The 21,852-nt window shown below is 63.5% G+C and carries 22 protein-coding genes; 21 read left to right on the top strand and 1 reads right to left on the bottom strand.

Annotated features, from left to right (window positions below):
- Window positions 1-6: 6 nt before the first annotated feature.
- Complete coding sequence (locus tag EOA85_RS00205) at window positions 7-2,379, top strand: hypothetical protein (protein ID WP_127207894.1); 2,373 nt, start codon at window positions 7-9, stop codon at window positions 2,377-2,379.
- On the opposite strand, the gene EOA85_RS00210 is transcribed toward EOA85_RS00205, so the two are convergent.
- The gene (locus tag EOA85_RS00210; protein WP_127207895.1) at window positions 2,376-4,307 is read right to left on the bottom strand and encodes an acyltransferase family protein; all 1,932 of its coding nucleotides are present in this window, start codon (window positions 4,305-4,307) and stop codon (window positions 2,376-2,378) included. The two genes, EOA85_RS00205 and EOA85_RS00210, sit on opposite strands and share 4 nt — an antisense overlap.
- Before the next feature lie 105 nt (window positions 4,308-4,412).
- On the opposite strand from EOA85_RS00210, the gene EOA85_RS00215 reads away from it, so the two are divergent.
- The 20 genes from EOA85_RS00215 to EOA85_RS00310 all read left to right on the top strand — a co-directional run bounded on the left by EOA85_RS00215 (window position 4,413) and on the right by EOA85_RS00310 (window position 21,843).
- Window positions 4,413-4,634, top strand: coding sequence for a hypothetical protein (locus EOA85_RS00215; RefSeq protein ID WP_127207896.1), 222 nt, complete (start codon window positions 4,413-4,415; stop codon window positions 4,632-4,634).
- Window positions 4,635-4,660: 26 nt separating this feature from the next.
- Window positions 4,661-4,936, top strand: a complete 276-nt coding sequence (locus EOA85_RS00220; RefSeq protein WP_127207897.1) for a hypothetical protein — start codon at window positions 4,661-4,663, stop codon at window positions 4,934-4,936.
- Window positions 4,937-4,939: 3 nt separating this feature from the next.
- Window positions 4,940-5,680 (top strand): hypothetical protein, encoded by a 741-nt coding sequence (locus EOA85_RS00225; protein WP_127207898.1) that lies wholly within the window; start codon window positions 4,940-4,942, stop codon window positions 5,678-5,680.
- Window positions 5,681-5,687: 7 nt separating this feature from the next.
- Window positions 5,688-7,628, top strand: a complete 1,941-nt coding sequence (locus EOA85_RS00230) for a hypothetical protein (protein WP_127207899.1) — start codon at window positions 5,688-5,690, stop codon at window positions 7,626-7,628.
- A gap of 18 nt (window positions 7,629-7,646) precedes the next feature.
- Window positions 7,647-8,009, top strand: coding sequence for a hypothetical protein (locus EOA85_RS00235; protein ID WP_127207900.1), 363 nt, complete (start codon window positions 7,647-7,649; stop codon window positions 8,007-8,009).
- The gene (locus EOA85_RS00240) at window positions 8,006-8,539 is read left to right on the top strand and encodes a hypothetical protein (protein WP_127207901.1); all 534 of its coding nucleotides are present in this window, start codon (window positions 8,006-8,008) and stop codon (window positions 8,537-8,539) included. Before EOA85_RS00235 ends, EOA85_RS00240 begins: the two co-directional genes overlap by 4 nt.
- A 160-nt stretch (window positions 8,540-8,699) precedes the next feature.
- Window positions 8,700-9,782, top strand: coding sequence for a hypothetical protein (locus EOA85_RS00245; RefSeq protein ID WP_127207902.1), 1,083 nt, complete (start codon window positions 8,700-8,702; stop codon window positions 9,780-9,782).
- Window positions 9,783-9,798: 16 nt separating this feature from the next.
- Complete coding sequence (locus EOA85_RS00250; RefSeq protein ID WP_127207903.1) at window positions 9,799-10,911, top strand: N4-gp56 family major capsid protein; 1,113 nt, start codon at window positions 9,799-9,801, stop codon at window positions 10,909-10,911.
- 75 nt (window positions 10,912-10,986) lie between these two features.
- Window positions 10,987-11,703, top strand: coding sequence for a hypothetical protein (locus tag EOA85_RS00255; protein ID WP_127207904.1), 717 nt, complete (start codon window positions 10,987-10,989; stop codon window positions 11,701-11,703).
- 105 nt (window positions 11,704-11,808) lie between these two features.
- A complete protein-coding gene (locus tag EOA85_RS00260) occupies window positions 11,809-12,318 on the top strand; it encodes a hypothetical protein (protein WP_127207905.1) in 510 nt (169 codons plus the stop codon).
- A gap of 10 nt (window positions 12,319-12,328) precedes the next feature.
- Window positions 12,329-13,075, top strand: a complete 747-nt coding sequence (locus EOA85_RS00265) for a hypothetical protein (RefSeq protein ID WP_127207906.1) — start codon at window positions 12,329-12,331, stop codon at window positions 13,073-13,075.
- Window positions 13,075-14,748 carry a hypothetical protein gene (locus tag EOA85_RS00270; RefSeq protein WP_127207907.1) on the top strand — a complete coding sequence of 558 codons (1,674 nt, stop codon included), beginning with the start codon at window positions 13,075-13,077 and terminating at the stop codon, window positions 14,746-14,748. The genes EOA85_RS00265 and EOA85_RS00270 overlap by 1 nt, the downstream gene beginning before the upstream one ends.
- A gap of 9 nt (window positions 14,749-14,757) precedes the next feature.
- Window positions 14,758-16,635, top strand: coding sequence for a hypothetical protein (locus tag EOA85_RS00275; RefSeq protein WP_127207908.1), 1,878 nt, complete (start codon window positions 14,758-14,760; stop codon window positions 16,633-16,635).
- Window positions 16,602-18,050: a hypothetical protein gene (locus EOA85_RS00280; protein WP_127207909.1), complete on the top strand. Its 1,449-nt coding sequence runs from the start codon at window positions 16,602-16,604 to the stop codon at window positions 18,048-18,050. The genes EOA85_RS00275 and EOA85_RS00280 overlap by 34 nt, the downstream gene beginning before the upstream one ends.
- Window positions 18,050-18,628: a hypothetical protein gene (locus EOA85_RS00285; RefSeq protein ID WP_127207910.1), complete on the top strand. Its 579-nt coding sequence runs from the start codon at window positions 18,050-18,052 to the stop codon at window positions 18,626-18,628. Before EOA85_RS00280 ends, EOA85_RS00285 begins: the two co-directional genes overlap by 1 nt.
- An 11-nt stretch (window positions 18,629-18,639) precedes the next feature.
- Window positions 18,640-19,326, top strand: a complete 687-nt coding sequence (locus tag EOA85_RS00290) for a hypothetical protein (RefSeq protein ID WP_127207911.1) — start codon at window positions 18,640-18,642, stop codon at window positions 19,324-19,326.
- A gap of 21 nt (window positions 19,327-19,347) precedes the next feature.
- Complete coding sequence (locus tag EOA85_RS37180) at window positions 19,348-20,175, top strand: hypothetical protein (RefSeq protein WP_164759423.1); 828 nt, start codon at window positions 19,348-19,350, stop codon at window positions 20,173-20,175.
- Window positions 20,176-20,203: 28 nt separating this feature from the next.
- Window positions 20,204-20,515: a hypothetical protein gene (locus EOA85_RS00300; protein ID WP_127207912.1), complete on the top strand. Its 312-nt coding sequence runs from the start codon at window positions 20,204-20,206 to the stop codon at window positions 20,513-20,515.
- Between the two features lie 11 nt (window positions 20,516-20,526).
- Window positions 20,527-20,979 (top strand): hypothetical protein, encoded by a 453-nt coding sequence (locus EOA85_RS00305; RefSeq protein WP_127207913.1) that lies wholly within the window; start codon window positions 20,527-20,529, stop codon window positions 20,977-20,979.
- A gap of 114 nt (window positions 20,980-21,093) precedes the next feature.
- Window positions 21,094-21,843 carry a hypothetical protein gene (locus tag EOA85_RS00310; protein WP_127207914.1) on the top strand — a complete coding sequence of 250 codons (750 nt, stop codon included), beginning with the start codon at window positions 21,094-21,096 and terminating at the stop codon, window positions 21,841-21,843.
- The last annotated feature ends 9 nt before the right edge of the window (window positions 21,844-21,852 follow it).

Below are 21,852 nucleotides of genomic sequence, written 5' to 3' on the forward strand. Positions count from 1 at the left end.
CAAGCCTTGCTGGCGATGGAACCAAAGAGCTACGACGCGATTTTCGGCGACGCCTGGCATGTGCAGGGCTCGGCGATCAGGAAGCGTTTTACCTATCTCGAGGTAGAGGGTGCGCCGACCGGCGTCATCACGCCGGAGTTCATCGGCCAGTCCGCTTACGATACCGTCGCACAGGAGTTTTACACAGCGGTCGGGCTGACGAGTGCCGATTGGGTCCGTCAAGGGCTCTCTGAACTCATCGGCGCGGCCGGACAGTTGGTGCTTGCTGCGGAGACGGGCAGCACTGTCGGTGCGATTACAGGCAAGTTCCGGTCCAAGGCGCACGTCGAAGCCAGCACCATCGACGCCTCGATCGACAGGCTCGAAACCTTCTTCTTCGCCCCAGGAGTGTTGGCGAATTCAAAGGTAGGTGGCGCCCACTACGTTCGTATGTCGAAGGCCGATATCGATGCCGCCGGCTACCCCGCGCAGTCATACATTCGATCGCTAGACAGAAACATGCCGGGCGGCGCACCTGCCGACGACACGAATGGCGGCTATTGGGTTCTGGATGCCGACGAGCCGCAGCCGCAGATGCTCGGCCTGATCAATGATGCTGCCGCGCTCGATCAGACGGCCATCTTCCAGGCATGGCTCGATCTCTGCGGCATTCTCGCCAAGCCGGCGATTGTCAAAGTACCGGCTCACATCAAAACCACCGACACCGTTACTTTCCCGGCCAATCTGGCGTGTGACCTGACTGAGCTTTCCATTACCTACACCGGCACCAAGGACCGGAAAGTTCTTTATATCCAGAGCGCCAACACGAAAATCCTTAAGTTCGGCACGGTGCAGGGCGATACGATCAGCTGGGCGAGCGCTGATTACTACGGTATCTACCTGCGTGACGTAGTCAATTGTCGGATCACACTTAGATTAACGAGGCGCTTTACTGTCGGCTATGCGCTGATCGGCTCGGTCGATACTGGCACGGCATACAACACCATCTATCCCGGTGTTCTGCGTGACAATAAATATTGCGAGCAACTCCGTTCGCTGACGGCAGGCGGCTTCATCAACGAAAACACCTTCATCAAGGGCAACTACGGAAACACCAGCGCAGCGAATGCCTCGGGTGTCGCTTATGGCACCCATCTCATTGCCGATCCGGGTGCTTACAACGGGCACAATGACAACCGCTGGATTGATCCGAACTACGAAATGGCCGGCGGTGTTGGTTCGGGCAGTGTCGATCGCATCCCGATCTTCTACGAAGGTGCTGGTGGGTTCAACAACGTCCTGAACGCCCGTGTCGAAGGCGCGCAAGGTCCCATTGCTGTCTTCAACGGGTCGAACGTCAGAGACAACGATATCGGCGTCTCCTTCCTCACTGCCGCGAATGCTGGACAGATCAACGCCATCAGTGAAGTCAACGGGGCAAACGGCAACCGGCTGACCGGTCGCGCCATGACCGAAGTCCGGGCGTCATACCGCGGTCTGCGCAGACTACTTTCGTCGAACGGTGGGGCCGATGTCCCCTATGTGCGCGGCGACGTCTTCCTGATGGAATCCACGTCGAGCGTCGCAAAGCGCTCCACAACCATAGCCAATCGGCTGCTGTCCAATGCCGATGCACTGGAGCTCAGTTCTGCCACTGCCGTCATGTTCGCGGTCGATACGACCAAGATCAAGCAATGGAGGTTTGTCGCTGGTGCGCTGAACGGCTTCACGGCTAGCGTCCTGGTGATCGCCTTCGATTCTACAGGTGCTCGGCTCACTGGCAATGCGGTCGATGTGCTCGGCAACGAAAAGTACGTCAAGAACTCGAGCGGGTCCTGGGCCGCGACGGCAAACTTTGGCGGTGCGTACACCGCGACGAGCTTCAGCGTCGGCAACTTCAGTGTCCGTGCCGAAGTCGCCACCATGTGGATCGGGCTAGTCGGCGCCCCTGTCCGTTCGATGGAACTCATCGGCTTTGCCACCTCTGAGACGGCAGCCAACGTAGCCGGCGTTTCAACAGTCTCAACGTTCGTCCCACTCGATGACGATGGGTCCGTTCCGCTGGCGACGGCCAATCCATCGACGGCAGGGACGCACGGCTACTATTCGCGCGGGCATGTCGTTTACAACTCCGGCGCGACAAGCGGTCAGCCGATGGGCTGGCAATGCACGACGGCCGGCTGGCTTGCCAAGCCGTGGGTGCCGAGCACGGTCTATTCTGTTCCGGGCCGCATCGTCATCAACGATACCGGGAAAGCCTACAAGCTTATCACCGCAGGAACGTCGGCGGGCGCGGGCGGGCCGACCGGCACGGGAACCGGCATAACTGACGGCACCGGGTGTGTATGGGATTACGTCGGTCCGCAGGCTGTGTTTTCGGCGCTGGCCAACCTGGCCTAGTCAATCAGCGCCTCTGCGAAGATGGCGCGGAACCGGAACAATTCGGCCTCTGCAATATGGCTGGCATCGGCGAACATGGATCGGCCGTCCAGCAGATAATTGCACCGGCTCGCGTCGCACAGCACCTTATCCGGCCGCACAAAGCCGATGCCTTGCGCCTCGAAATGTTGGATCGCCGGCCCATACTGCTGCTGGAATTTCGCAACTGGTAGGTAGGTCGGTGCTTCCAGAGGTCGGCCAAAGGCGAGGCTGCGGCTGAGATCGGAAGGGAGATCCCATCCCGGGTAGGCGATCGGGCCGATCAGGACGACTTTCTTGCCGAATGCCCGCAGGCGGGCGATTAGGTCATCAAGCCCGCGCACCAGCTCAGCATCGTGTCGGGTTTCGATCTTCTTCCCGGTCGCATCGACCAGCCTGGCATGCTCCCATGTCAAGCCGAGGATCACGGTCCGGACGTTCGGAAGCTTGCCGAGTTCGGCCAGGTTAGCGGCGGCGACATCGATGCAAGAGCGAGAGATGTTGACCGAGACTGTTGGCAGGCATCCATTCGCCGGAACGAGGAGGCCAGCCATGTTCCTCTCGGCAAATATGGACTGCCAGACCGGCGCGTACATCTGAGCGTGCGAATTGCCCAGCAGGACGACATTTGCGTCGGACGGGTCGCGGGAGGGGAGGTTCAGCACGCAGGCGCGCGATTGGCCCATGCGGACGTAATTCGAGACGGGGCAGCGGTAGTTGGTTCCCACGGCAGCATTGATCGCTGCTGCTTCACCGCTCATGCGGCCGGGCATCCCGTTGGACCAGATCAGCACCGACGCGATCACCGCGAGAGCGCCGGCGCCGCCGGCCGCTGCGAGACACACGGTTCGCGCCGGCATGAATTTGCTGCGGAAGGGGCGCTCGACATAGCGCCACGAGGCATAAGCGCCAAGGGACATGACGGCCACGGCAATCACCATCTCGCCGATGTTGAGTTCGCGGATGAGGTAGTATTGCGAAAAGACGATGATCGGCCAGTGCCACAGGTACAGCGAGTAAGAGATCAGCCCGACAAAGACGAGGGGCGGGGCCGCGATTAGCCGGTTGGCAAGCGGTTGCTGGACCCGACCGGCGGCGATCACAAGCATCGCTCCCACGACCACGGGCAGCGCGACAGGCACGAAAGCGTAGACCTGGGCGGGGCTGATGATGCCGATGAGGATTGCAACCGCTCCGATCGCCCCGAGCAGATTGGCGGTCGTTCCTCGGGGTGTCAGCCGAAGCGGCAGAAGCGCGATCATGGCGCCGGCGCCGAGCTCCCATGCCCGCGTCGGCAGCAGGAAGAAGGCCGGCGATGCGCCGCCAAATCGCAGCGCCAGGTAATTGGCGGCAAGGGATAGGACGGTGAGCAGCGTGATCGCTGGAAAGGTCGCGCGGGGCCAGAAGCGGGCGAAGGCCGCAATGAGCAGCGGAAAGAGGATATAGAACTGCTCCTCGACGCCCAGCGACCAGACATGCAGCAGCGGCTTGGCTTCGGCAGCCCTCGAAAAATAGTCGGTGTCTCGCCAGAAATAGATGTTCGCCACAAACCCGAGCGTGGCCAGCATGCTCTTTCCATAGCCGATCAAGTCGGCGGGAAGCAGCAGCATTGCCGCCGCGATGGTGGCGAAAAACAGCACGAGGAGCAGCGCCGGCATGATCCTGCGGATCCGCCGCTCATAGAACCTCAGGATGGAAAACTGCCCGTTCAGCGCCTCGCGCCACAGTATCAGCGTGATCAGGTAGCCCGAGAGCACGAAGAAGACGTCGACGCCGAGATATCCGCCCGGCAGCCATGATGGCGACAGGTGGAACGCAATCACGGAAATGACGGCAACGGCGCGCAGCCCGTCGACATCCGGCCGGTAAGCCATGACGTGTGAATCGGCGCTGCCAACTTTGGTGTGCATGCATCCCCCTATTTGCTCGGCGCACGGTGCCGGAGCGTTTCTAAAACCTCAATTTGAAATTCACAACCTGCCCGCGAGGGCAGCACCAACCCAGGAGACACGCAAATGCCCATGTCGGAATCCGCTTACGACGCCATCTTCGGCTCGGCCTGGCACGTCGATGGCAAGGACATCAAGGACCGCATGACCTATTCGACCAGCGCGGCCTCGCCGTCGGGTGTGATCACGCCGACGTTCATCGGCAAGTGGCACTTCGATACCGCTGGCGCGGCCTTCTACATCTCGACCGGCCTGACCGACACCGACTGGAAACAGGTCACGGCCTGATCCGGCAATAAAGGAGGGACGCAGTCATGACCTTGAGCAGCGGAACGGATCGGTCCGGCGCCATAACCGTAGGCGGCACCGCACAGGTCCTGGCTGCGGCCAATCCGGACCGCCGCGGCCTCACCGGGCAGAACATTTCTGCCGGCGATCTCTGGATCAACGAAACCGGCGGCACCGCTGCGGTCGACGGCACCGGCTCCTACAAGATCCCGACCAACAGCATGTTCGAGATCGAGACCGTCTTCGCCATCTCGATCATCGGGGCGACTACCGCGCAGAAGTTCACTGCGACGGAGTGGTAGGCCATGAAAATCTGGCAACTCTTCACCGATCTGGCCAACCTGCCGGCGATCGTCTGGAACAACGTCGCGACGACGTTCACCGCCTTGAAGGTCAACGTCATCGACACGGCGAGCGCTGCCGGCTCACTGTTGGCGGATTTCCAGATTGGTGGCGTGTCGCAGTTCACCATCAGCAAAGCCGGGCGTGCGCGCAACACCACTACGAGCACGGCAAGCTCGCCAGCCTTCGGCTACTCAGCGGCCAACGCCAACGGCATCTTCTTCACCGCCGATGGTATGATGGGCTTTAGCGCGACAAGCAATGAGCGCGGACGCGTAGCTGCGGCAGGCTTCATCACGCACCAAGCGTATAATTTCTCGGCAACGGCTGGCGCGGCAGTCGACGTTGCTCTCAATCGAGATGCGGCCAACCAACTCGGCCAGCGCAACGGTACGAACGCGCAAGCCTTCAACCTGTACAACACATTCACGAGCGCGGCGCTGTACGAGCGCCTGGGCATGCGGTGGGTTGGCAATGTGTGCGTCATCGGCGCGGAAGCGGCCGGCGCCGGCGTGGTTCGTCCTGTCCAATTGAAGATGACGCCGCAGACCGTCGCCACGCTGCCCGTGGCGGCCACGGCAGGGGCAGGCGCACGCATGTTCGTCTCCGATGCATTGGGGCCGGCGTTCGGCTCGGCCGTCGTCGGTGGCGGCGCGGTCAATGTGCCGGTCTACAGCGACGGCGCCAACTGGATGGTCGGCTAAATCCCGCATGAAATACGGCCCAACCCCGACCGATAAGCTGCCGGAGCAGGATCAGACGAAAGTCATGATCCTCGCCGAACGGCATCAGCGTGCCTCATGGGCCCACAACAAATGGGCCGAGAGCGCCAAGGTTTGCGTCGACTTCTTCGAAGGCAGGCAGTGGACCGCCAAGGCGCTGGCCGACATGGCGGCGCAGAAGCGGCCCGCACTGCAATTCAACGTCATTGCGCCGCTGGTCCGCCTCATTCTCGGCTACCACGCCAACAACAAGACCGACATCACCTTCAGCCCGGGATCCGACGCGCGCTCGAGCGAAGAGATTGCCGAAATCCTGAGCCGTCTGGAAAAGAACACGGCCCTGTCCACCGGCCTGAAGTTCGTCGATGGCGAAGTGTTCCTCGATGGCATCGTCGCCGGCCGCGGCTTCTACAAGACCGTGCTCGACTTCGAAAACAACGACCTGGGCGAGATCAGCACCATAGGCCAGGACCCGTTCGCCACCTACATCGACCCGGACGCCGACACCTACGACCTCAACGACTCGGCCGCCTATATCCAGACCGCCAAGATGGTCTCGATCGACGAGATCGAAGGCACGTTCGGCAAGAAGGTGGCTGGCCTGGTGCGGCCCTTCACGCAAGGCCACACGCCGGTGGCGCCGGTCACGTCCATGATGGTCGGCGACGAGGTCTCGCCGGTGCGCACCTTCGGCCAGCGCGACGAGACCAGCAACGAATGGTGGGACACGTTCTACGGTACGATGGGCGATTTCGTCGACACGTACCGCAAGACGATCAAGATCATCCAGTCCGAGCACCGCGTCACCGAGCAGCGCAACGTCTGCATCGACCTCGAGACGGGCGACAAGAAGGTGCTGCCGGTCGACTGGAACAAGGACCGGATCGAGAAAATCCTCTACTACGGCCAGTCGATCGGCAACCCGCTGATCGTCGAGCGCCGGCAAGTCACCAGGCTGCAATGCACCACAATGGTCGGCGACATGCTCTTGCACGACGCGCCGTCGCCCTACGACACCTATTCGATTGCCGGCTACTTCCCCTATTTCCGCCGCGGCATGACGCGCGGCGCGGTCGAGGACCTGATCGACCCGCAGAAGGAGAAGAACAAGCGCCGCTCGGTCGAGGTCGACGTCACGTCGAAGCTATCAAACGGCGGCTGGTCCTATCACGAGAACAGCCTCGACCCGGTGCAGGAGCGCAAGCTCAAGAATTTCGGCTCATCGCCCGGCTTCATGCTGAAGTGGAAGGGCGAAAAGGAACCGCACCAGATGGCGCCGGCCGCACCTGCCATGGCGCATGAGCGCCTCGAGCAGAAGGCGCAGGACGACATCCGCACGATCTCGGGCATCAACGAGAGCGCGCTCGGCGAGCTCGACCGCGTCCAGTCGGGCAGGGCGATCGAGGCACGCCAGCGTCAGGCCGTCATCGCCATCCAGCTATACATGGATAATTTCACCCGGACCAAGACCATCCTGGGCGGCAAGCATCTGGAATTGTTCCAGAACCACTACACCGAAAAGCGCATGTACCGCGTGCTCGGCGAGGACGGCAAGTTCACGCAGATCCTGATCAACCAGATGCAGATGGACCCGACGAGCGGGATCAAGCGCATCCTCAACGACATCACCATCGGCAAGTATTCGGCCGTTGTCGACGAGCAGCCGCTTTCCTCGACCTTCGCCAATGCGCAGTTCGAAGAGATGATGACGCTGTTGGAGAAGATGGGTCCGGCGATCGGCCCGGCGCTGCCGGCCTTCGCCGACCTGATCGTCGACATGTCGTCGCTGCCGCGCAAGACCGAATGGATCGAGCGCTTCAAGGCGATGCAAGGCCAGATGATGCAACCGCCAGGAGCCCCGGGCGCCGTGCCTCCGGGCGCGCCTGGTGCACCGCCGCAACTTCCACCCCCAGCCGGTCCCGCCGGCTAACCTCAAGAGGAAACTGCAATGTCCCGCAAAGTGCAGATCGTGAATATGGAAGCCGCCGAATCCGAGCGCGACGTGGTCGTCACGACGCTTGACGGCACGGTGCACACCATCCGGCCAGGCCGGTCGCTCGATATCGAGACAGGCGACGTCATCGGCGTTTCCTACCGCAACCTTGTGGAACGGATTGAGGTGCCGGACTTTTCCCCAGCCATTGATGCCATCGACGAGACGCTGGCGATGCTCGATGACGCCAAGAAGGACGTCGCAGACGCCATCATCGGCGACGCCACCACGGCAAATGCGCCAGCGACCGTTGCCACGGTGGAGTCTGCACCGCGCAAGCAGCCGGTCGCCAAAGCCAAGGCGCGGGCCAAGAAGTGATGCACCGCGTTCCCGACGAGCGCCTGATCACGCCGTTCATGCTGCGGCGTTTCACCCGCGAGGCCGAGCTTGAAGGCGGGCAGGGCTATCACTACGCGCTGATGCAGCGCGACAATGGCGACTTCATCGACCACAACCCCGGATCGCCGGAGCTCGCACCCGACCAGATGATATTCGGCCGCGACCTGCTCACCCTGCTCAACCGCGAACTGCACTTCGGCGGCGCATGGGTGATGGTCTACACACATCCGGTCCCCGGCAACTCGGTCCTGTTGCTCCATGCCGACTATCATCGCATGTGCATCATATGGGTCGACGTCGACGGGGATCCGCAGTTCACCGTCGAGTGGCAGCACGGCGAGGGCGAAGAGTTCGATTTCGCCGACGTCATGCTGTCCGGCCGCGAGTCCTGGGCCCAGCGCTGCGAAGGCGCATGGCAGACATGGAAAAAGCTGATGGTCGACGTGATCGACCACGGCGAGGGCCAGACCTTCAAGCGTGCGCAGGGGCAGCAGCCTACCGCGCATTAGCCAAGCATTTTCGGTCAGTTTGCGTTTTTGCGCAGGTTGACCATTCCAAGAGCGCCGCCGGCTTTGACGGGCGTCTTCCGCATGATCCGGCGATACAGGATCGAAGTGCCGCCGACTTCACGGGCGTTTCCGCACCATCACGCGACAGGAGATGACGACAATGGCCGAGACAATCGGACAGGACCTTATTGTGCCCGCACTCGAGACACCGGCAGCAACGCCGGCCGCACCAGCCCCGGCAGAACAGCCGGCGGTCGTTTCGGACGATCTCGACGATCTCGAACTTCAAAATGCCAAGGCAGCCGCTCAAGCCGAGGAGGCCAAGCCAGCAGCAACAGCGGAGTCAGGGACCGCACAACCGGCAGCAGCAGCCGCGCCGGGCGCACCAGAAAAGCCCAAGGGCCAGCAGGAGCAGCAACCAGCTGCCCCGATGATCCCGAAGGCCCGCTTCGACGAAGTCAACAACAAGAACGACGAACTGGCTCGCCAGAACGCGTTCCTTGCTGGACAGGTCGAGGCGTTGAAAGTGAGAGGACCGGCGGCACCGGCTCCGGCGGCAACCCCGCCCGCACCGGCCACGCCTCCGGCAGCGGACCGCCTCCTTGCGGTCGGCACGCAGATCGACGCGCTTGCCAAACGGTACGACGCAGGGGAAATCTCCTACGCCGAACTGAAGACGCAGGAGCGGGCTCTCACCAATCAGGAGCAAGCGATCCGCGAGGAAATCCTTCTCGCCAAGGTCCCGCAGCAGCAGCAGCCGACGGCGACCACAGACCTCTACCTTGACCAGCTTACCGCGACGCTCGAGACGCAGCACCCCTATCTGGCGGAAATCGCCAGCGAGAAGGACTTCGCCTGGCTCGTCGAAAAGGCCAAGGATGAACTCGCCGCCGAGCGCGTCGAACTGCCGAAAGGGCCGGTTGGCTCGTATAAGCTGCGCGAACGCGTCGCTGTTCTGTCTGACAAGTTTGGCCCGATGCTGACGGGCAAGACGCTGGCCATCCCCGGTGCCACACCGGCAGCGCCAGCACCGGCCACGCCTGCCGCCCCCGGCCTCAGTCCAGACGCTCAGGCTCGGGCAGCCAAGATCGCCATGCAGGGGAACATGCCCCCGAACGTGGCGTCGATGACGGGTTCCGCAGGCGAAGTAATCTCGGAAGCCTCCATCGAAAACATGAGCGACGACGATCTGGCAGCCCTGCCGATCGCCACGCGAAACCGCTTCCTCGGCATCACCACCTAGAAATAGGAGGACTTCAATGTCCGCTACTGACTTCGGCGCCCTCACCATCGCTCAGAAACGAGTGTGGGCCGCAGAAACCTGGCAAGCCGGCCGCGACGAGTCGTTCTGGTTTGCAAACGGCTATATCGGCAAGTCCGATTCCGACATGAACTCCGTCATCCAGCGCGTGACGAAGCTCACCGAAACCGAACGTGGCCTGGAATGCGTCATGCAGCTTGTGCAGGACCTTCAGGGCGACGGTGTCGTCGGCGACAACGAACTCGACGGCAACGAAGAGGCGATGATCAACGACGCACAGGTCATCCGCATCGACCAGCTGCGCCACGGCACCAAGTCCAAGGGCGAAATGGCCGAGCAGGCGACCGTCATCCGGTTCCGCGCTCAGTCCAAGGAAAAGCTGGCGTTCTGGCTCTCCGACAAGATGGACGAACTGATGTTCCTCACCTTGTCTGGCCGTGCCTATACGCTGAAGACGAACGGTGCGACCCGCACTGGCTCGCAACTTCCCTCGCTGCGCTTCGGCGCGGACGTGGCGGCTCCCTCGACCAACCGCATCCTCTACGGCGGTTCGGCGACCAGCGAAGGCTCGATCACCTCGTCTGACAAGATGTCGTGGGCGACCATCGTCCGCGCCAACACCCAGGCGGCTGAAAAGCGTCTTCGCCCGATCCGTTCGGGCGGTCGCAGCTACTACGTGATGGTCATCCACCCGCGTCAGCGCCGCGACCTGGTGCTCGACCCGACCTACCAGACCATCATGCGCACGGCGGAAAAGCCCGGCGGCGACAACAAGCTGTTCACCGGCGCCATGGCGACGATCGACGGCACCATCATCTATCAGCACAACAAGGTGTTCAACACTTCCGGCCTCGCTTCGGCCTCGAAGTGGGGCGCCGGCGGGCTGATCGATGGTGCTCAGGCGCTCTATCTCGGCGCCCAGGCCGGCGGCATTGCCACGATCGGCAATACCTTCTGGCGTGAAAGCGACAAGACCGACTACGGCAACCGGCCGGGCATCGGTTCGGGCCGCAAGATCGGCATGCTGAAGCCTCAGTTCAAGTCGATCTACGACTCGAACAACCGCGAGGACTTCGGCACGATCGCCGTCAAGACCGCCGCCGCAGCGTAAGCCGCAACCCGTGATCGCGACCGGGCGGATGATCTGCCCGGTCCCCTTCAATCACCATTTTCGGAGACTACGAAAATGACCCTTCGTCAACTCGAATACCGCATCCAGTTGAAGGATGCGAACACCCTCGAGGCGATCATCACCGCAGGCGGCAAAGCCTTTGTTGCCGTCAATGGCGATGCGCTGAAAGCCACGCTCAAGGACGCCGACGGTGCGGCTCTCGCCAACCCGATTTCGCTGACGCGCGGCTTCATCAACTTCTTCACCGCCGAAACCGTGCTCCTGGTCGATCTCTATATCCAGGCGCCCGGCGGCCAGTTCATCGTCGTGAAGAACGTCAAACCGTCCGGTCCGAATGAAATCCTCGTCGGGACGGGCCGCAACCAGTGCATGGTGATCCCGTTTGCCGCGGCAGACATCACTGCAGCGACCGAGACGAACACCGGCTTCACCGTGCCTTCGGGCATGATGCTGCCGACGCCCTTCATCCACGTCACGGCGATCGATGCCACCGAAGACATCGACGTCGGCACGCTCTCGACCGACACCGGCGACGCCGACGGCTATATGGACGGCGTGTCGGTCGCCGCACTCGGCATCATCAAGGCAAGCCTGCTCGCGTCTGCGGACACGATGGGCGCGCTGTTTTCGGTGCTGGACTCGGCCAACGCAGGCGACGACGCACCCGAAGGCGATGTTTCGATGGTCGGCAAGGCCATCACCGTCACCACCTCTGCCGGTTCCGACACCGGCAAGGGCTTCATCTACCTGCCTTATCTTCTGGCCGCGTAGTTTCCTCCTACGCGACCGGATGCGGGGGGCCGGGTGTCCGACGGGACGGACGCCCGGCTACCCGCCGCCTCAATCCCCATGCTCCCCGCAAAAGGAACCACTCAAATGACCACACCCAAAGCCGGCGATGCCGGCATGATGCACGTCATCGACATGACCGCGACGCCGAGCAGCGGGCCGCGCGAGCACGACATGATGGTCGACGGCGTCGTCCGCTCGATCAAGTTCGTACCGGGCAAGCCCTACAAGATGCCGCGCGAGGTCGCCGTCAAATTCCTGAAGATCAGCACCGCGTTCAAACTGACCGATGCCGACGGCAACGTGCAGCCGTGGCGCGGCGTGCCCAAGCAGCCCGACGAGTTGCAGGCCGGCGAAAAGCTGCGGCTGGCGCCCGACGAGACCGTCGCCAACTACAACGATCTGCACGATGAAGCCCTTTGGCTGCGCGCGGTAAGCCTGCCCGGCGGCGAGAAGGTCACCAAGGACGGTTCTCGCGAGGACGTGATTGCCTTCATCATCGGCGCGATCGCCGAGCGCAAGAAGCTCAACAGCGTCAACGAGGCCAGCCCCGACGATTGGACGCCGCCGGCCGACGCCGAAGAAGACGCGGCATAGGTAGCCAGCGATGTCGCGCGTCCTCAAAGCCAAGGAAATCTGCGAGCGCGCTCTTCGCCTGATCGGGAAGTTCCCGACGACGGAGAGCGCTCCCGACGGCGAGGATCTGCGCGAGGCGCTGTTTTGGCTCGACCTGATCATGGCGCAGGTCGCCGGCACCACCAGGCTGTTCTTTTTGATACCGGCGAGCATCACCCTGACGCTTGTCGCGGGCCAGCAATCCTATCTGCTGTCCGACGACATCGAGGAATTTCCCGACAACGGGTTTCAGTTCCCGGTCGCGGCATGGCTGGAAGACGCCGCCGGCAACCGCACGCCGCTGACCCTCGTGGCTCGCGATACATGGCTGGAAAAGTCGAAACTCTCGACCACGGGCACGCCTTGCGAGGTCTATATCGACCGGCTGCCCGATCCGACCCTCTACACCTATCCGACGATCGAGGCGACCGACACGGACGTCTACACGATCATCCTCGATTTCCAGTCCTACGCGCCCAACGTCGCACCGGGCGGCGTCAGCGGCACCCGGCCGGAAGGCACGGTCCAGACGCTGTTCCGGCAAGCTTGGCAGCGCTGGATGGTCTACAAGCTCGCGGTCGACATCGGCGGCGGCGCCGTCGTCAAACTGCCCGAGCAGAGCCTTGCGCGCTTTGAGCGCGAGGAGCTCAAGGCGTTCGCCGGCCTCGAGGCGTTCGAGAACCGCGAGCACGACACGGAATCCCCGACGACAGAGCCCTTTGGAATGGAGGATTGCTGATGGCCAGCCTTCGCAGTTCGATCCCCGATTTCCAACTGGCCAACCCGATCTACATCGGCGCGACAGCGACGTTCTTCGAAGTCGACATCAACGGCGTCAAGACGACGACGCTGGCGACGCTCTATTCCGGCCCGACCGGCTCGACAACCGCGCGAAACCCGCAGACGCTGGACGGCGACGGCAAGTTCGAGGCGCCGGTCTATATCGCCGATGCCGTCATTGCCGAGATCAGCGGCGCGTCGGTCGCCTCGCACGACACCGGCGTCATCCAGGTGCGCGGCACCTACAAGGGCAACTATATCGCCGCCGCGATCTATTCCTCATCCGACATTGTCCGCGACAGCCTGACCGGCGACGTCTACGTCGTCACCAACGATTATCTCGCCGTGTCGCTCGCTGCCGACATTGCGGCCGGCAACCTCGTCATCATGGTCGAGATTTCGCCCATCTCAGCCGTTGCTACCGCCGCCGCCGCCGCTGCCGCCGCCAGCGCCGCCGCTGCCGCCGCCAGCGCATCGTCGGCTTCCAACGCCGAGATGCCGACGGTTCCCGTCATTCACAACTACGTCCGCCGCAATGCGGCCAACACGCAGTACGAAAACCGCACGCCGCTTCAGATGAACGACGACGCGGCTGTCGTCGCGGCCAACATCTCGTCGGCTCCTGCGACTGACCTCACCGCCATGACCGGGCGCACCGGCAACCTGACCGGCGGCGCCACGATCACATCCTTCATCACTGGCGCGGCCGGCGTCGAGCGGGAATTGACGCTCACCGGAACCCCGACCTTCACGCATGATGCCGCCAGCCTGATCCTGCCCGGCGGCGTCAACATCCTTGGTGCGGCCGGCGACATCATCCGGCTGCGCTCGATCGGCGTGAACCAGGTCGTTTGCACCCACTATCAGCGCGCCAACGGCGGCCTGACCGTCAACACCCTCACGCAACCGACGCTGACCCTGAAGCAGAGCGCTGCGCCGACGCCGACGGTCGAAGGCGATGCGCAATGGGACACCGACGACAACGTCCTGGTGATCGGCGACGGCGCAGGGCAGAAGATATTCGCGCCGCTGCCAGCCGGGATCGTGGCCGGCGATCTGCTCTATCTGTCCGGTGCCAAGGCTTATACACGGATCCCGAAAGGGCTGGCTGGCCAAAGGCTCAGGATGAACCCCGGCGCCTCGGCGCCGGAATGGGGCGGCGGCATCGGCGCGGTGGCGGCGGCGACCTCCGGGGTCGCGATCGATTTCACCGGCATTCCCGATGGGACGAGGAAGATCATCGTCTCATGGTCCGCTCTTTCCACCAGCGGAACCTCGCCGCCGATGATCCAGCTCGGCGACGCTGGCGGCATTGAGGCAACCGGCTATGTCGGCCTGGCGTCCACCAGCGTGGCCAGCGACGACGTCACCCTCGACAGTTTCACCACCGGGTTTGGGGTGAATAGCACCAACCACGCGGCAGCGAGCGTCCTGCACGGCTCGATGACACTTCTCCTGGTCGATCCAGCGACCAATACCTGGGTCGCCTCGCTCGCCGGCGCATCGAACCTTTCCGCCCTGTCTGGCGGCGGATCGAAGTCCTTGTCGGCAACGCTCGATCGCGTCCGCCTGACGACGCTCGGCGGCACCGACACGTTCGACGCCGGCAAAGTCAACATCCTCTACGAATAGGCGGACCCCATGGCATCCATCCGGCTTTCCGAGTTCGATACGTGGCGCCCAGGCTATGGGCTGGCGACGGTCACGATCGTGCGCGCCGGAACGGACAGCCTTGCCACGGTCTATTCCGACGAGGATCTTCAGAACGTCGCCGCCAACCCGCAAACCCTGCTTGGCAACACCGTCGGCGAAACCTCCTACGGCAAATGGTCAGCCCCGCTCTATGTTGGGCTGGCGGTCGAATTGCACATCGACACTGTCGACCGCACCGGCGTCATCCGTCCGGCGATCGACGATCTCGAGGGCGAGGACGGCTCCGACCTGCTCGTGACTGTCGACGGCGGGTCCGAAGCATACTCGCTGGCCGAGCGTCTCGGCCGCCGCATCGACGCGCGCGACTATGGCGAGTTCGTCGAGGTCGGAGTGGTCGGCGCGTCGGCCGCCACCAACAGCGCCACGCTGCAGGCAGCCCTTGGTGTCGCCGGTGCGGCCGGTGGCGGCTTTGTCGAACTGCCCCCCGGCTTCTACACCGTCAATCCGTTCTCGCTCGCTGAAAATGTCGTGCTGCGCGGCCAAGGCAGGGGCGCCACGACGCTTCAGTGCAACCAGGCAAGCCGCGTCGCCACCATCGCCGGCCCGCGCGCCGGCCTGTCCCGGCTGACACTGGACGGCGTTTCAGTGGTCGCCGGATCGGTCGGCCTCTATTCCGTAGCCAATGACCAGATCGTGCTCGACGATGTCGAGATCAAGCGGTTCGCGGCCAGCAAGCACATTCGCGGCGGCGAAAACATGGTTTGGGAAAAGCTCTACATCTCCGACTGCGCCGACGGCTCGAAACTGCATGGCGACACCGATGCCGGCGATTCCGGGCTCGGCAAGCGTCTCGGCAATGTCCGGTGGATCGGCGGTCGCATCGATCTTTGCTCCGTCACCGGCCTTGATGTCCGCAACGTCGATGCGCCATGCGGCCAGATCACGCTGGAAGGCGTCGAGTTCGACACCAACACCGGCACCGCGCTGTCGATCATCGGCGCTCGAGGCGTCACAGTCATCGATCCGGTGTTTGTCGGCAACACGGTCGACCTCGAAATCGATGACGGCTCGCCGCTCGATGGCGACAACAGCATCGCCAACATCCGCTTCCTGCGCGGCCGGATTTCCGGCGGCGAGATGGAGCTTTCCGGCACGCTCGAAAGCGTCGTGTTCCAAGAGGTCGAGATCGACGACGTCGACATCACGCTGACCAGCCCGCTCAACAACGTCCTGGCGCTGGATTGCCGCGAGATCAACGACGTCACGCTCGCCGGCACGGCAACCGCATGGCTGCGCTCGCGCACCACCGACAAGGGCGAGAGCTTCGGCGTCACCACGTCGAACGGCGCGACCAAGGCGTGGGGCATCGAGCTTGACCCGGGCCAGCGCGTGTTTCTCACCGCCAAGGTCGTCGGCCGCCAGCAGAACGGCACCAACGACGGCTTCTACTTCGTCGCCGTCTCGGCACGCCGGCCAGGCTCGGCGCTCGCCTACGACACGCAGACCGGCAACTTCACGCTCGGCGCCATCCTGACCGGCGCCACGTCGGGCGCCACGGGGCGCATCACCGCCGACGCAGATGGCGGCGCCACGGGCACGCTGACCTTGCAGGACATCGACGGTGTATTCGTCGACAACGAGATCATCACCGACGGCAGCGGCGGCTCGGCGCTGGCCAATGGCGCGCTCGTGGCCGCCAATGTCGCGCTTGCCGGCACCAACGAAGAGGTCCGCGCGCCGCAGGAGACCAATGCCAATTGGGCGTGCGCCTTTGCCGCCAACGGTCCCGAGATCGAGTTGCGCGTCACAGGCGACACCGGGCAGACGGTCGAATGGACCGTCGAGGTCGAGGTCGTGTCGTCGTAATGGAAGACTGGACGCCGCTCCCGATCGACAAGCCCGTCTATGCCAACGCCGACCCGGACTCGGTCATCGGCTACCAGACGGCGATGGAGAACGGGTTTCTCAACGACCAGGGCGTGCAGGTGCGGTTTCCGGGCTTCATCGACTTCGCCGAGCTCGGCGACAATGGCCGCGTCTATCTCAACGACCTCAACGGCGACCTGATCGCCTCGACCAGCAAGGGTGCGGTCTACCGCATCAACCGAGCCGGCACGGTGTTCCGCATCCCGGGCGTGCCGGTTTCGGGCGGCCGACGGACCATCTTCTCCAAGACAGACCGCGAACTGGACATGGCCGCCGGAGGGCCGATCATCCGGCTGCGCACCGACAAGGCCGAGCTTTTGAGCGTCAACGCGCCGCTTGCCTCGCATGTCGGCTGGCTCGACAACTTCACCATCGCCGCCGAGGTCAACTCGGGGCGGTTCTACCATTCCGGCGCCGGCACGCCGGACCAGTGGGATCCGCTCGACACCTTTGCCGCCGATGGCAGCGCCGACAACATCAACGCCATGATCGTCACGCCGTTTCGCGAGATCATGCTGTCTGGCTCGGCCTCGATCGAGCAGTTCGAGCGCAACCCCGGCGCCGACGTGCCGTTCTTCCGCCGCTGGTCGATCGGCGAGGGCGTATCGCTGCCCTACGCCATGATCTTCGCCGACAATGCGGTGTGGACCATGAACAGCCAGACCGAACTGGTGCGCTTCTCGGGCCAGATTTCAGAGGTTGTTTCGTCGGCGATCGGGCTTCTGCTCGAGCAAATCGACGACTGGACCGACGCATGGATTGGCGGCTTTCCGGATAAGCCCATGCATGTTCTTGGGCAGAAATTCCTACTCATGCAGGCGCCGAAGGCGACAAACCCCTACGGCACCAAGGGCATGACCTTCCTGTTCGACTACAAGAACAAGCGGTGGTCGAACCTCTATGGCTGGGACGATCTGACCGGAACGCCGATCCGCTGGCCTGGCTGGTCGCACTGGCGGCTATGGGACCGCATCTTCATCGGCGGCGAGGGCAGGATCTACGAACTGAAGACCGACACCTTCAGCCACGCCGGCGCGACACAGCGCTGGCTTATCAGGACCTCGCACATGGTCTCGGGCAACCAGGTGCAGGTGAAGGGCCTTCGGCTTCAACTCAAGCGTGGCATCGGCTCCAACACCTTCGATCCGCAGATCAGCGTGCGTTGCAGCCGCGACGGCAAGCCGTTCGGCACGCGCATCCGCCGCGGGCTCGGCAAGGCAGGCCACAGGGTGCAAACGATCGAGTTCGGCGCCTATGGCGTCGGATCGACGTTCCAGTTCGAAATCACCTGCTCGTCGGACTGCGACGTCCAGTTGATCGGCGCCGGCGTCAAGACCGAGGCAATCGGGCACTGATGGTCGACAAGGTCCCGCAGCCGCCGCGCCTGACCGGCGACAACGGCAAGGACATCGTGGCCATCATCGACTGGCTGACGGCGTTCGCCATGTCGCAGAACACCGTCAATGTCGAGAACACCAACGTCCCGCCGACCACACAGCAGGTCGCGGCAGCCGGCGCGCTGATGGAGTCCAACGTGATCGACGAGGACGACATGGCATCGGACAGCGACACGATGGTTCCGACGCAGCAGAGCGTCAAAGCCTATGCCGATGCCCTGGCCGGCATCGATGCAATCAGCGGCATCATTCAGACGCCGCTCGACGGCACGTATCTTCTCGTCGTCAAGGTCCCGTTCGGCCTGACCATCGTCGAGACCGTGACCAAGAGCATTTCCGGCACCTGCACCGCAACATTCAAGATCGACGGCGTCGCCCTGGGCGGCACGGCCAACGCGGTTTCATCGGCCGAAGACGCGCAGGCACAGGCATCGGCCAATGTCGCGGCGGCAGGAACCGACATCTCGGTGACGATATCGGCCAATGCGGTGTGCTCCGGCATGAGCTTCACCATCAAATACAGCCGCATTCCCTGATGCAGTTCATCATGATCGACGGCATCGGCAGCGTTCCGGTCGAGTGCAGCTTTGAGGGATTTACGACCACGGCGGTTGTGACCGCCACATCACACTTGACGCCGGATTGCCCGGCTGGGGCCGATTACGCCGGCAGGTATGTTTTTGCCTGGGTCTATTGGGTTTCGGCGCTCACAGAGACCCTTGTATCGGCGACAATTGCCGGGGTGGATGCGGAAATCTATCCGCAGACATCGTTCAGCTCCGGCGGTTTCACGCGCCCCGAGCGTGGTTTTGTGCTCATCTCGGCGGAAGTCCCTGCTGGCGCTGCCGTGGACATTGCCACGACCTTCTCTGGCGACGTCGACCGGCCGGATATCTTCACCTACCGGGTCATCAATCTTGTGTCGGATGCGGTGATCGATTCGCAGATCAATGGCGGCACGGCATCGGATATCTCGCTCGATGCTGACTGCGACGTGGTGGCGGGTGGCGTTGTATTCTTCGCCCTGTGCGCAGGCTGGAATCCCGAGACCTGCGATCTAACGGGTACGTCGCAAGACTTCGAACAGGCCGTCCGAGGCATCGACAATTTCGCGTCCGGTGGTTTCTACCTGCCGCTAGCAGACGAAACGCCACGAGCGTTCAACTCGACCCTGACGAATGGGGGCGGCGGCGGCAATCCCAACCACGCCAACATCGTCGCTTCATTCCGCTAAACCGATCAAACGGAGATCAAAATGGCACTCCAAAACGGCTATCAAGAGCAGGGTCAGGCGCAGCGGGCAACCGGCTTCGTCGGCTCGACCGCAGCCGCTCCGACGCCGACGGCTCCCGCAGCCGCGCCGACGCCCGCGCCGGTAACGACGACCGTGACGCCGGCGCCGACCACACCGGCCGCCACCACACCGCCGGCTACGACGCTGCCGGCAACAACGCCGGCGCCGACGACGCCGACGACCAGGCTTGGCAGCGTCTTTCAGATGCCCGGCATGCCGCCCCGCCCGGAACATGCCACCAAGCCGAAAAGCCCGAAAAAGGTCTGCTACACCAAGGGGACGGAGGTCCGCATGGCCGACGGCTCATGGAAGCCGGTCGAGACGATCGCCCTGTTCGAGGAAGTCATGCTCGGCGGGATGGTCATCGGCCGCGGCGAAGCGCTGTCGGACAATGCGTTCCGCTACAAGGGTCAGATCGTCACCGGCAGCCATGCGGTCTTTTCCGATGAGGGCCGGTTCAGCCGCGTCGAAGACACCGCCGGCGCCGAGCCATTCGACATTGGTCGAGATGGCTGGATCACCGTATATCCGTTGGTGACGACCAATCACCTGATGGTGCTTCGCACCCACATTTCCGCCGACTTCGCCGAGACGGACACCTCCGTCGATCAGCTTCCCGACCAGCGCCTTGGGGAACTCAATGCAGACCGAGACCGCCTCGAATGCCTCGACTGGATCGTCAGCGAAGGAACCATCTTCGGCAATGATCCCGTACCGGCAAGAGGATCACTATCCGCTTATCAAGAGTTGGTTGCAGGCGAGGGATGGAAACCAGTTCCTGCCGCCTGAGTGCCTGCCGCCGAGCGGCGTTGTCGTCATGGTCGACGGCAAGCCGGCCGGCGCCAGTTTCGCCTACCTGCCCAATGCGGCGATCGCCTATATCGCCTTCACCTGCGTCAATCCCGCTCTATCCGGTCGTGTCCGCCTCGCTGTCGCCAAGCGCGCCATCCAAGGCGCGGTCGAGATCGCCGAGGCATTCCTCAACGGGCGCGGATTCATCGAGATGCCGACTCACCTTTGGGGCCTTCATCACGTCGCCACCGAATATCTTGGCTTCCGCAATGGCGGCCCGGTCCACACGGCCTTTCGCCTGATCGGCGACGGCGTCGACCCTGACATGCTCACATAGGAGAATTTCCCATGAACATGCCCATGCAGCCCGGCCAGCCCGGCGGTATGCCGCAAGCCGCTCAACAGCCAGCCGCACCGCAGCCTGGTGGTGCACCGCCCCCGGGCGGCGCTCCGCAGCCTGGGGCCGCGCAGTCTGGCCTGCCGCCGGAATTGCAGCGCCACATCGATCCGAGGAACCCGGTCCAGGCGCTCTTGCTGAAGCGCCTCGATGCGCTGTCGGACGAAGAGCAGGAAGCATTGCTCGGCGGCATCGACGAGGGCGCCGGCATGGCGCTGAAGAAGCTTCTGCCCGAGGTCGGCTTCGTCATCGACTACATGGCTCAACAGGCCGGCGGCATGGGCGACGAACAGGGCGCAGAGCAGCCGGGCGGCGCTCCGCAGCCGATGGCAGCGCCCGCACCGCAGCAGCCGCAGCAGCCGCCCCAGCAGGGCATGGCTCGCACGCGCCTCGCCAGCGTCTAAGAGAAAACAGGGGGCAGGACAATGCTTGGCGCGATCATCGGTGCGGCTGCCTCAATAGGCGGTGCTGCGATTGGCTCGAGCGCGAACGCCGATGCGGCGAACGCTGCGAACCAAATGACCTACGAAGGCATGCGGATTTCGACCGACGCGATCAACAAGTACATCGACGCGATCTATGCCGGTCTCGACATCCAGCGCGCCGCCATCCAGTCCGGCTATGACGCGACCGTCGGCTCGATCGAGGAAGGCAGCCATGCCGCCCAGGCGACGCTTGGCGCGATGCGCGACGAAGCCGAGCCGGGCATGCGGTTCCTGCGCAACGTCATCGCCAATCCGATGCGGCTGACGTCGGACCAGAAGTATCAACTCGACGAGTCGCGCCGCATCAACGCGCAGAACATCCGCTCTTCCGGTTTCGCGGGATCCGGGCGCACCGCCGCCGCGCTCATGAACAAGGTCGAGAACGACACCACCAACGCGATGCTCGAAAAGAACCGTGCCGCCGCCATGGCTGCGGCCGGCGGGCTGGCCGACAGCTACGACCAGTCGGGGCGCGGCATTGCCGGCTTGCAGTCGTCGGAGGGCAACGCCAAGGCGCAGGCGGCCGACACCGCATCGGCGCGCGCCGGCGCCATGTACGACAATTATCACAGCAATCTCGGCAACGCCTATGTCTCGATCGGCAAGACGCAGGCCGCCGGCATGCAGACCATGGGCAACACGACCGCCAACGCGATGACGGCGAACGGCAACCTCATGGGCCAGGCGATCGGCGACATCGGCTCCGCAATCGCATCGGGCGCGCGGGCGAGCACCTATGCCGACCGGATGTCCAAGTACGAATCCGGCGCAGGGCTTTACTGAGGGGCGACA

The sequence above is a fragment of the Mesorhizobium sp. M5C.F.Ca.IN.020.29.1.1 genome (assembly GCF_003997375.1).
Taxonomy (GTDB): domain Bacteria; phylum Pseudomonadota; class Alphaproteobacteria; order Rhizobiales; family Rhizobiaceae; genus Mesorhizobium; species Mesorhizobium wenxiniae.

What these genes read in the sequence shown, in the direction of transcription:
- EOA85_RS00250 (WP_127207903.1), top strand. Translation starts at nt 9,799, where the DNA reads ATGTCCGCTACTGACTTCGGCGCCCTCACCATCGCTCAGAAACGAGTG.
- EOA85_RS00305 (WP_127207913.1), top strand. Translation starts at nt 20,527, where the DNA reads ATGAACATGCCCATGCAGCCCGGCCAGCCCGGCGGTATGCCGCAAGCC.
- EOA85_RS00245 (WP_127207902.1), top strand. Translation starts at nt 8,700, where the DNA reads ATGGCCGAGACAATCGGACAGGACCTTATTGTGCCCGCACTCGAGACA.
- EOA85_RS37180 (WP_164759423.1), top strand. Translation starts at nt 19,348, where the DNA reads ATGGCACTCCAAAACGGCTATCAAGAGCAGGGTCAGGCGCAGCGGGCA.
- EOA85_RS00215 (WP_127207896.1), top strand. Translation starts at nt 4,413, where the DNA reads ATGCCCATGTCGGAATCCGCTTACGACGCCATCTTCGGCTCGGCCTGG.
- EOA85_RS00255 (WP_127207904.1), top strand. Translation starts at nt 10,987, where the DNA reads ATGACCCTTCGTCAACTCGAATACCGCATCCAGTTGAAGGATGCGAAC.
- EOA85_RS00230 (WP_127207899.1), top strand. Translation starts at nt 5,688, where the DNA reads ATGAAATACGGCCCAACCCCGACCGATAAGCTGCCGGAGCAGGATCAG.
- EOA85_RS00210 (WP_127207895.1), bottom strand. Translation starts at nt 4,307, where the DNA reads ATGCACACCAAAGTTGGCAGCGCCGATTCACACGTCATGGCTTACCGG.
- EOA85_RS00275 (WP_127207908.1), top strand. Translation starts at nt 14,758, where the DNA reads ATGGCATCCATCCGGCTTTCCGAGTTCGATACGTGGCGCCCAGGCTAT.
- EOA85_RS00310 (WP_127207914.1), top strand. Translation starts at nt 21,094, where the DNA reads ATGACCTACGAAGGCATGCGGATTTCGACCGACGCGATCAACAAGTAC.
- EOA85_RS00220 (WP_127207897.1), top strand. Translation starts at nt 4,661, where the DNA reads ATGACCTTGAGCAGCGGAACGGATCGGTCCGGCGCCATAACCGTAGGC.
- EOA85_RS00270 (WP_127207907.1), top strand. Translation starts at nt 13,075, where the DNA reads ATGGCCAGCCTTCGCAGTTCGATCCCCGATTTCCAACTGGCCAACCCG.
- EOA85_RS00225 (WP_127207898.1), top strand. Translation starts at nt 4,940, where the DNA reads ATGAAAATCTGGCAACTCTTCACCGATCTGGCCAACCTGCCGGCGATC.
- EOA85_RS00285 (WP_127207910.1), top strand. Translation starts at nt 18,050, where the DNA reads ATGGTCGACAAGGTCCCGCAGCCGCCGCGCCTGACCGGCGACAACGGC.
- EOA85_RS00280 (WP_127207909.1), top strand. Translation starts at nt 16,602, where the DNA reads ATGGACCGTCGAGGTCGAGGTCGTGTCGTCGTAATGGAAGACTGGACG.
- EOA85_RS00235 (WP_127207900.1), top strand. Translation starts at nt 7,647, where the DNA reads ATGTCCCGCAAAGTGCAGATCGTGAATATGGAAGCCGCCGAATCCGAG.
- EOA85_RS00300 (WP_127207912.1), top strand. Translation starts at nt 20,204, where the DNA reads ATGGTCGACGGCAAGCCGGCCGGCGCCAGTTTCGCCTACCTGCCCAAT.
- EOA85_RS00260 (WP_127207905.1), top strand. Translation starts at nt 11,809, where the DNA reads ATGACCACACCCAAAGCCGGCGATGCCGGCATGATGCACGTCATCGAC.
- EOA85_RS00265 (WP_127207906.1), top strand. Translation starts at nt 12,329, where the DNA reads ATGTCGCGCGTCCTCAAAGCCAAGGAAATCTGCGAGCGCGCTCTTCGC.
- EOA85_RS00290 (WP_127207911.1), top strand. Translation starts at nt 18,640, where the DNA reads ATGATCGACGGCATCGGCAGCGTTCCGGTCGAGTGCAGCTTTGAGGGA.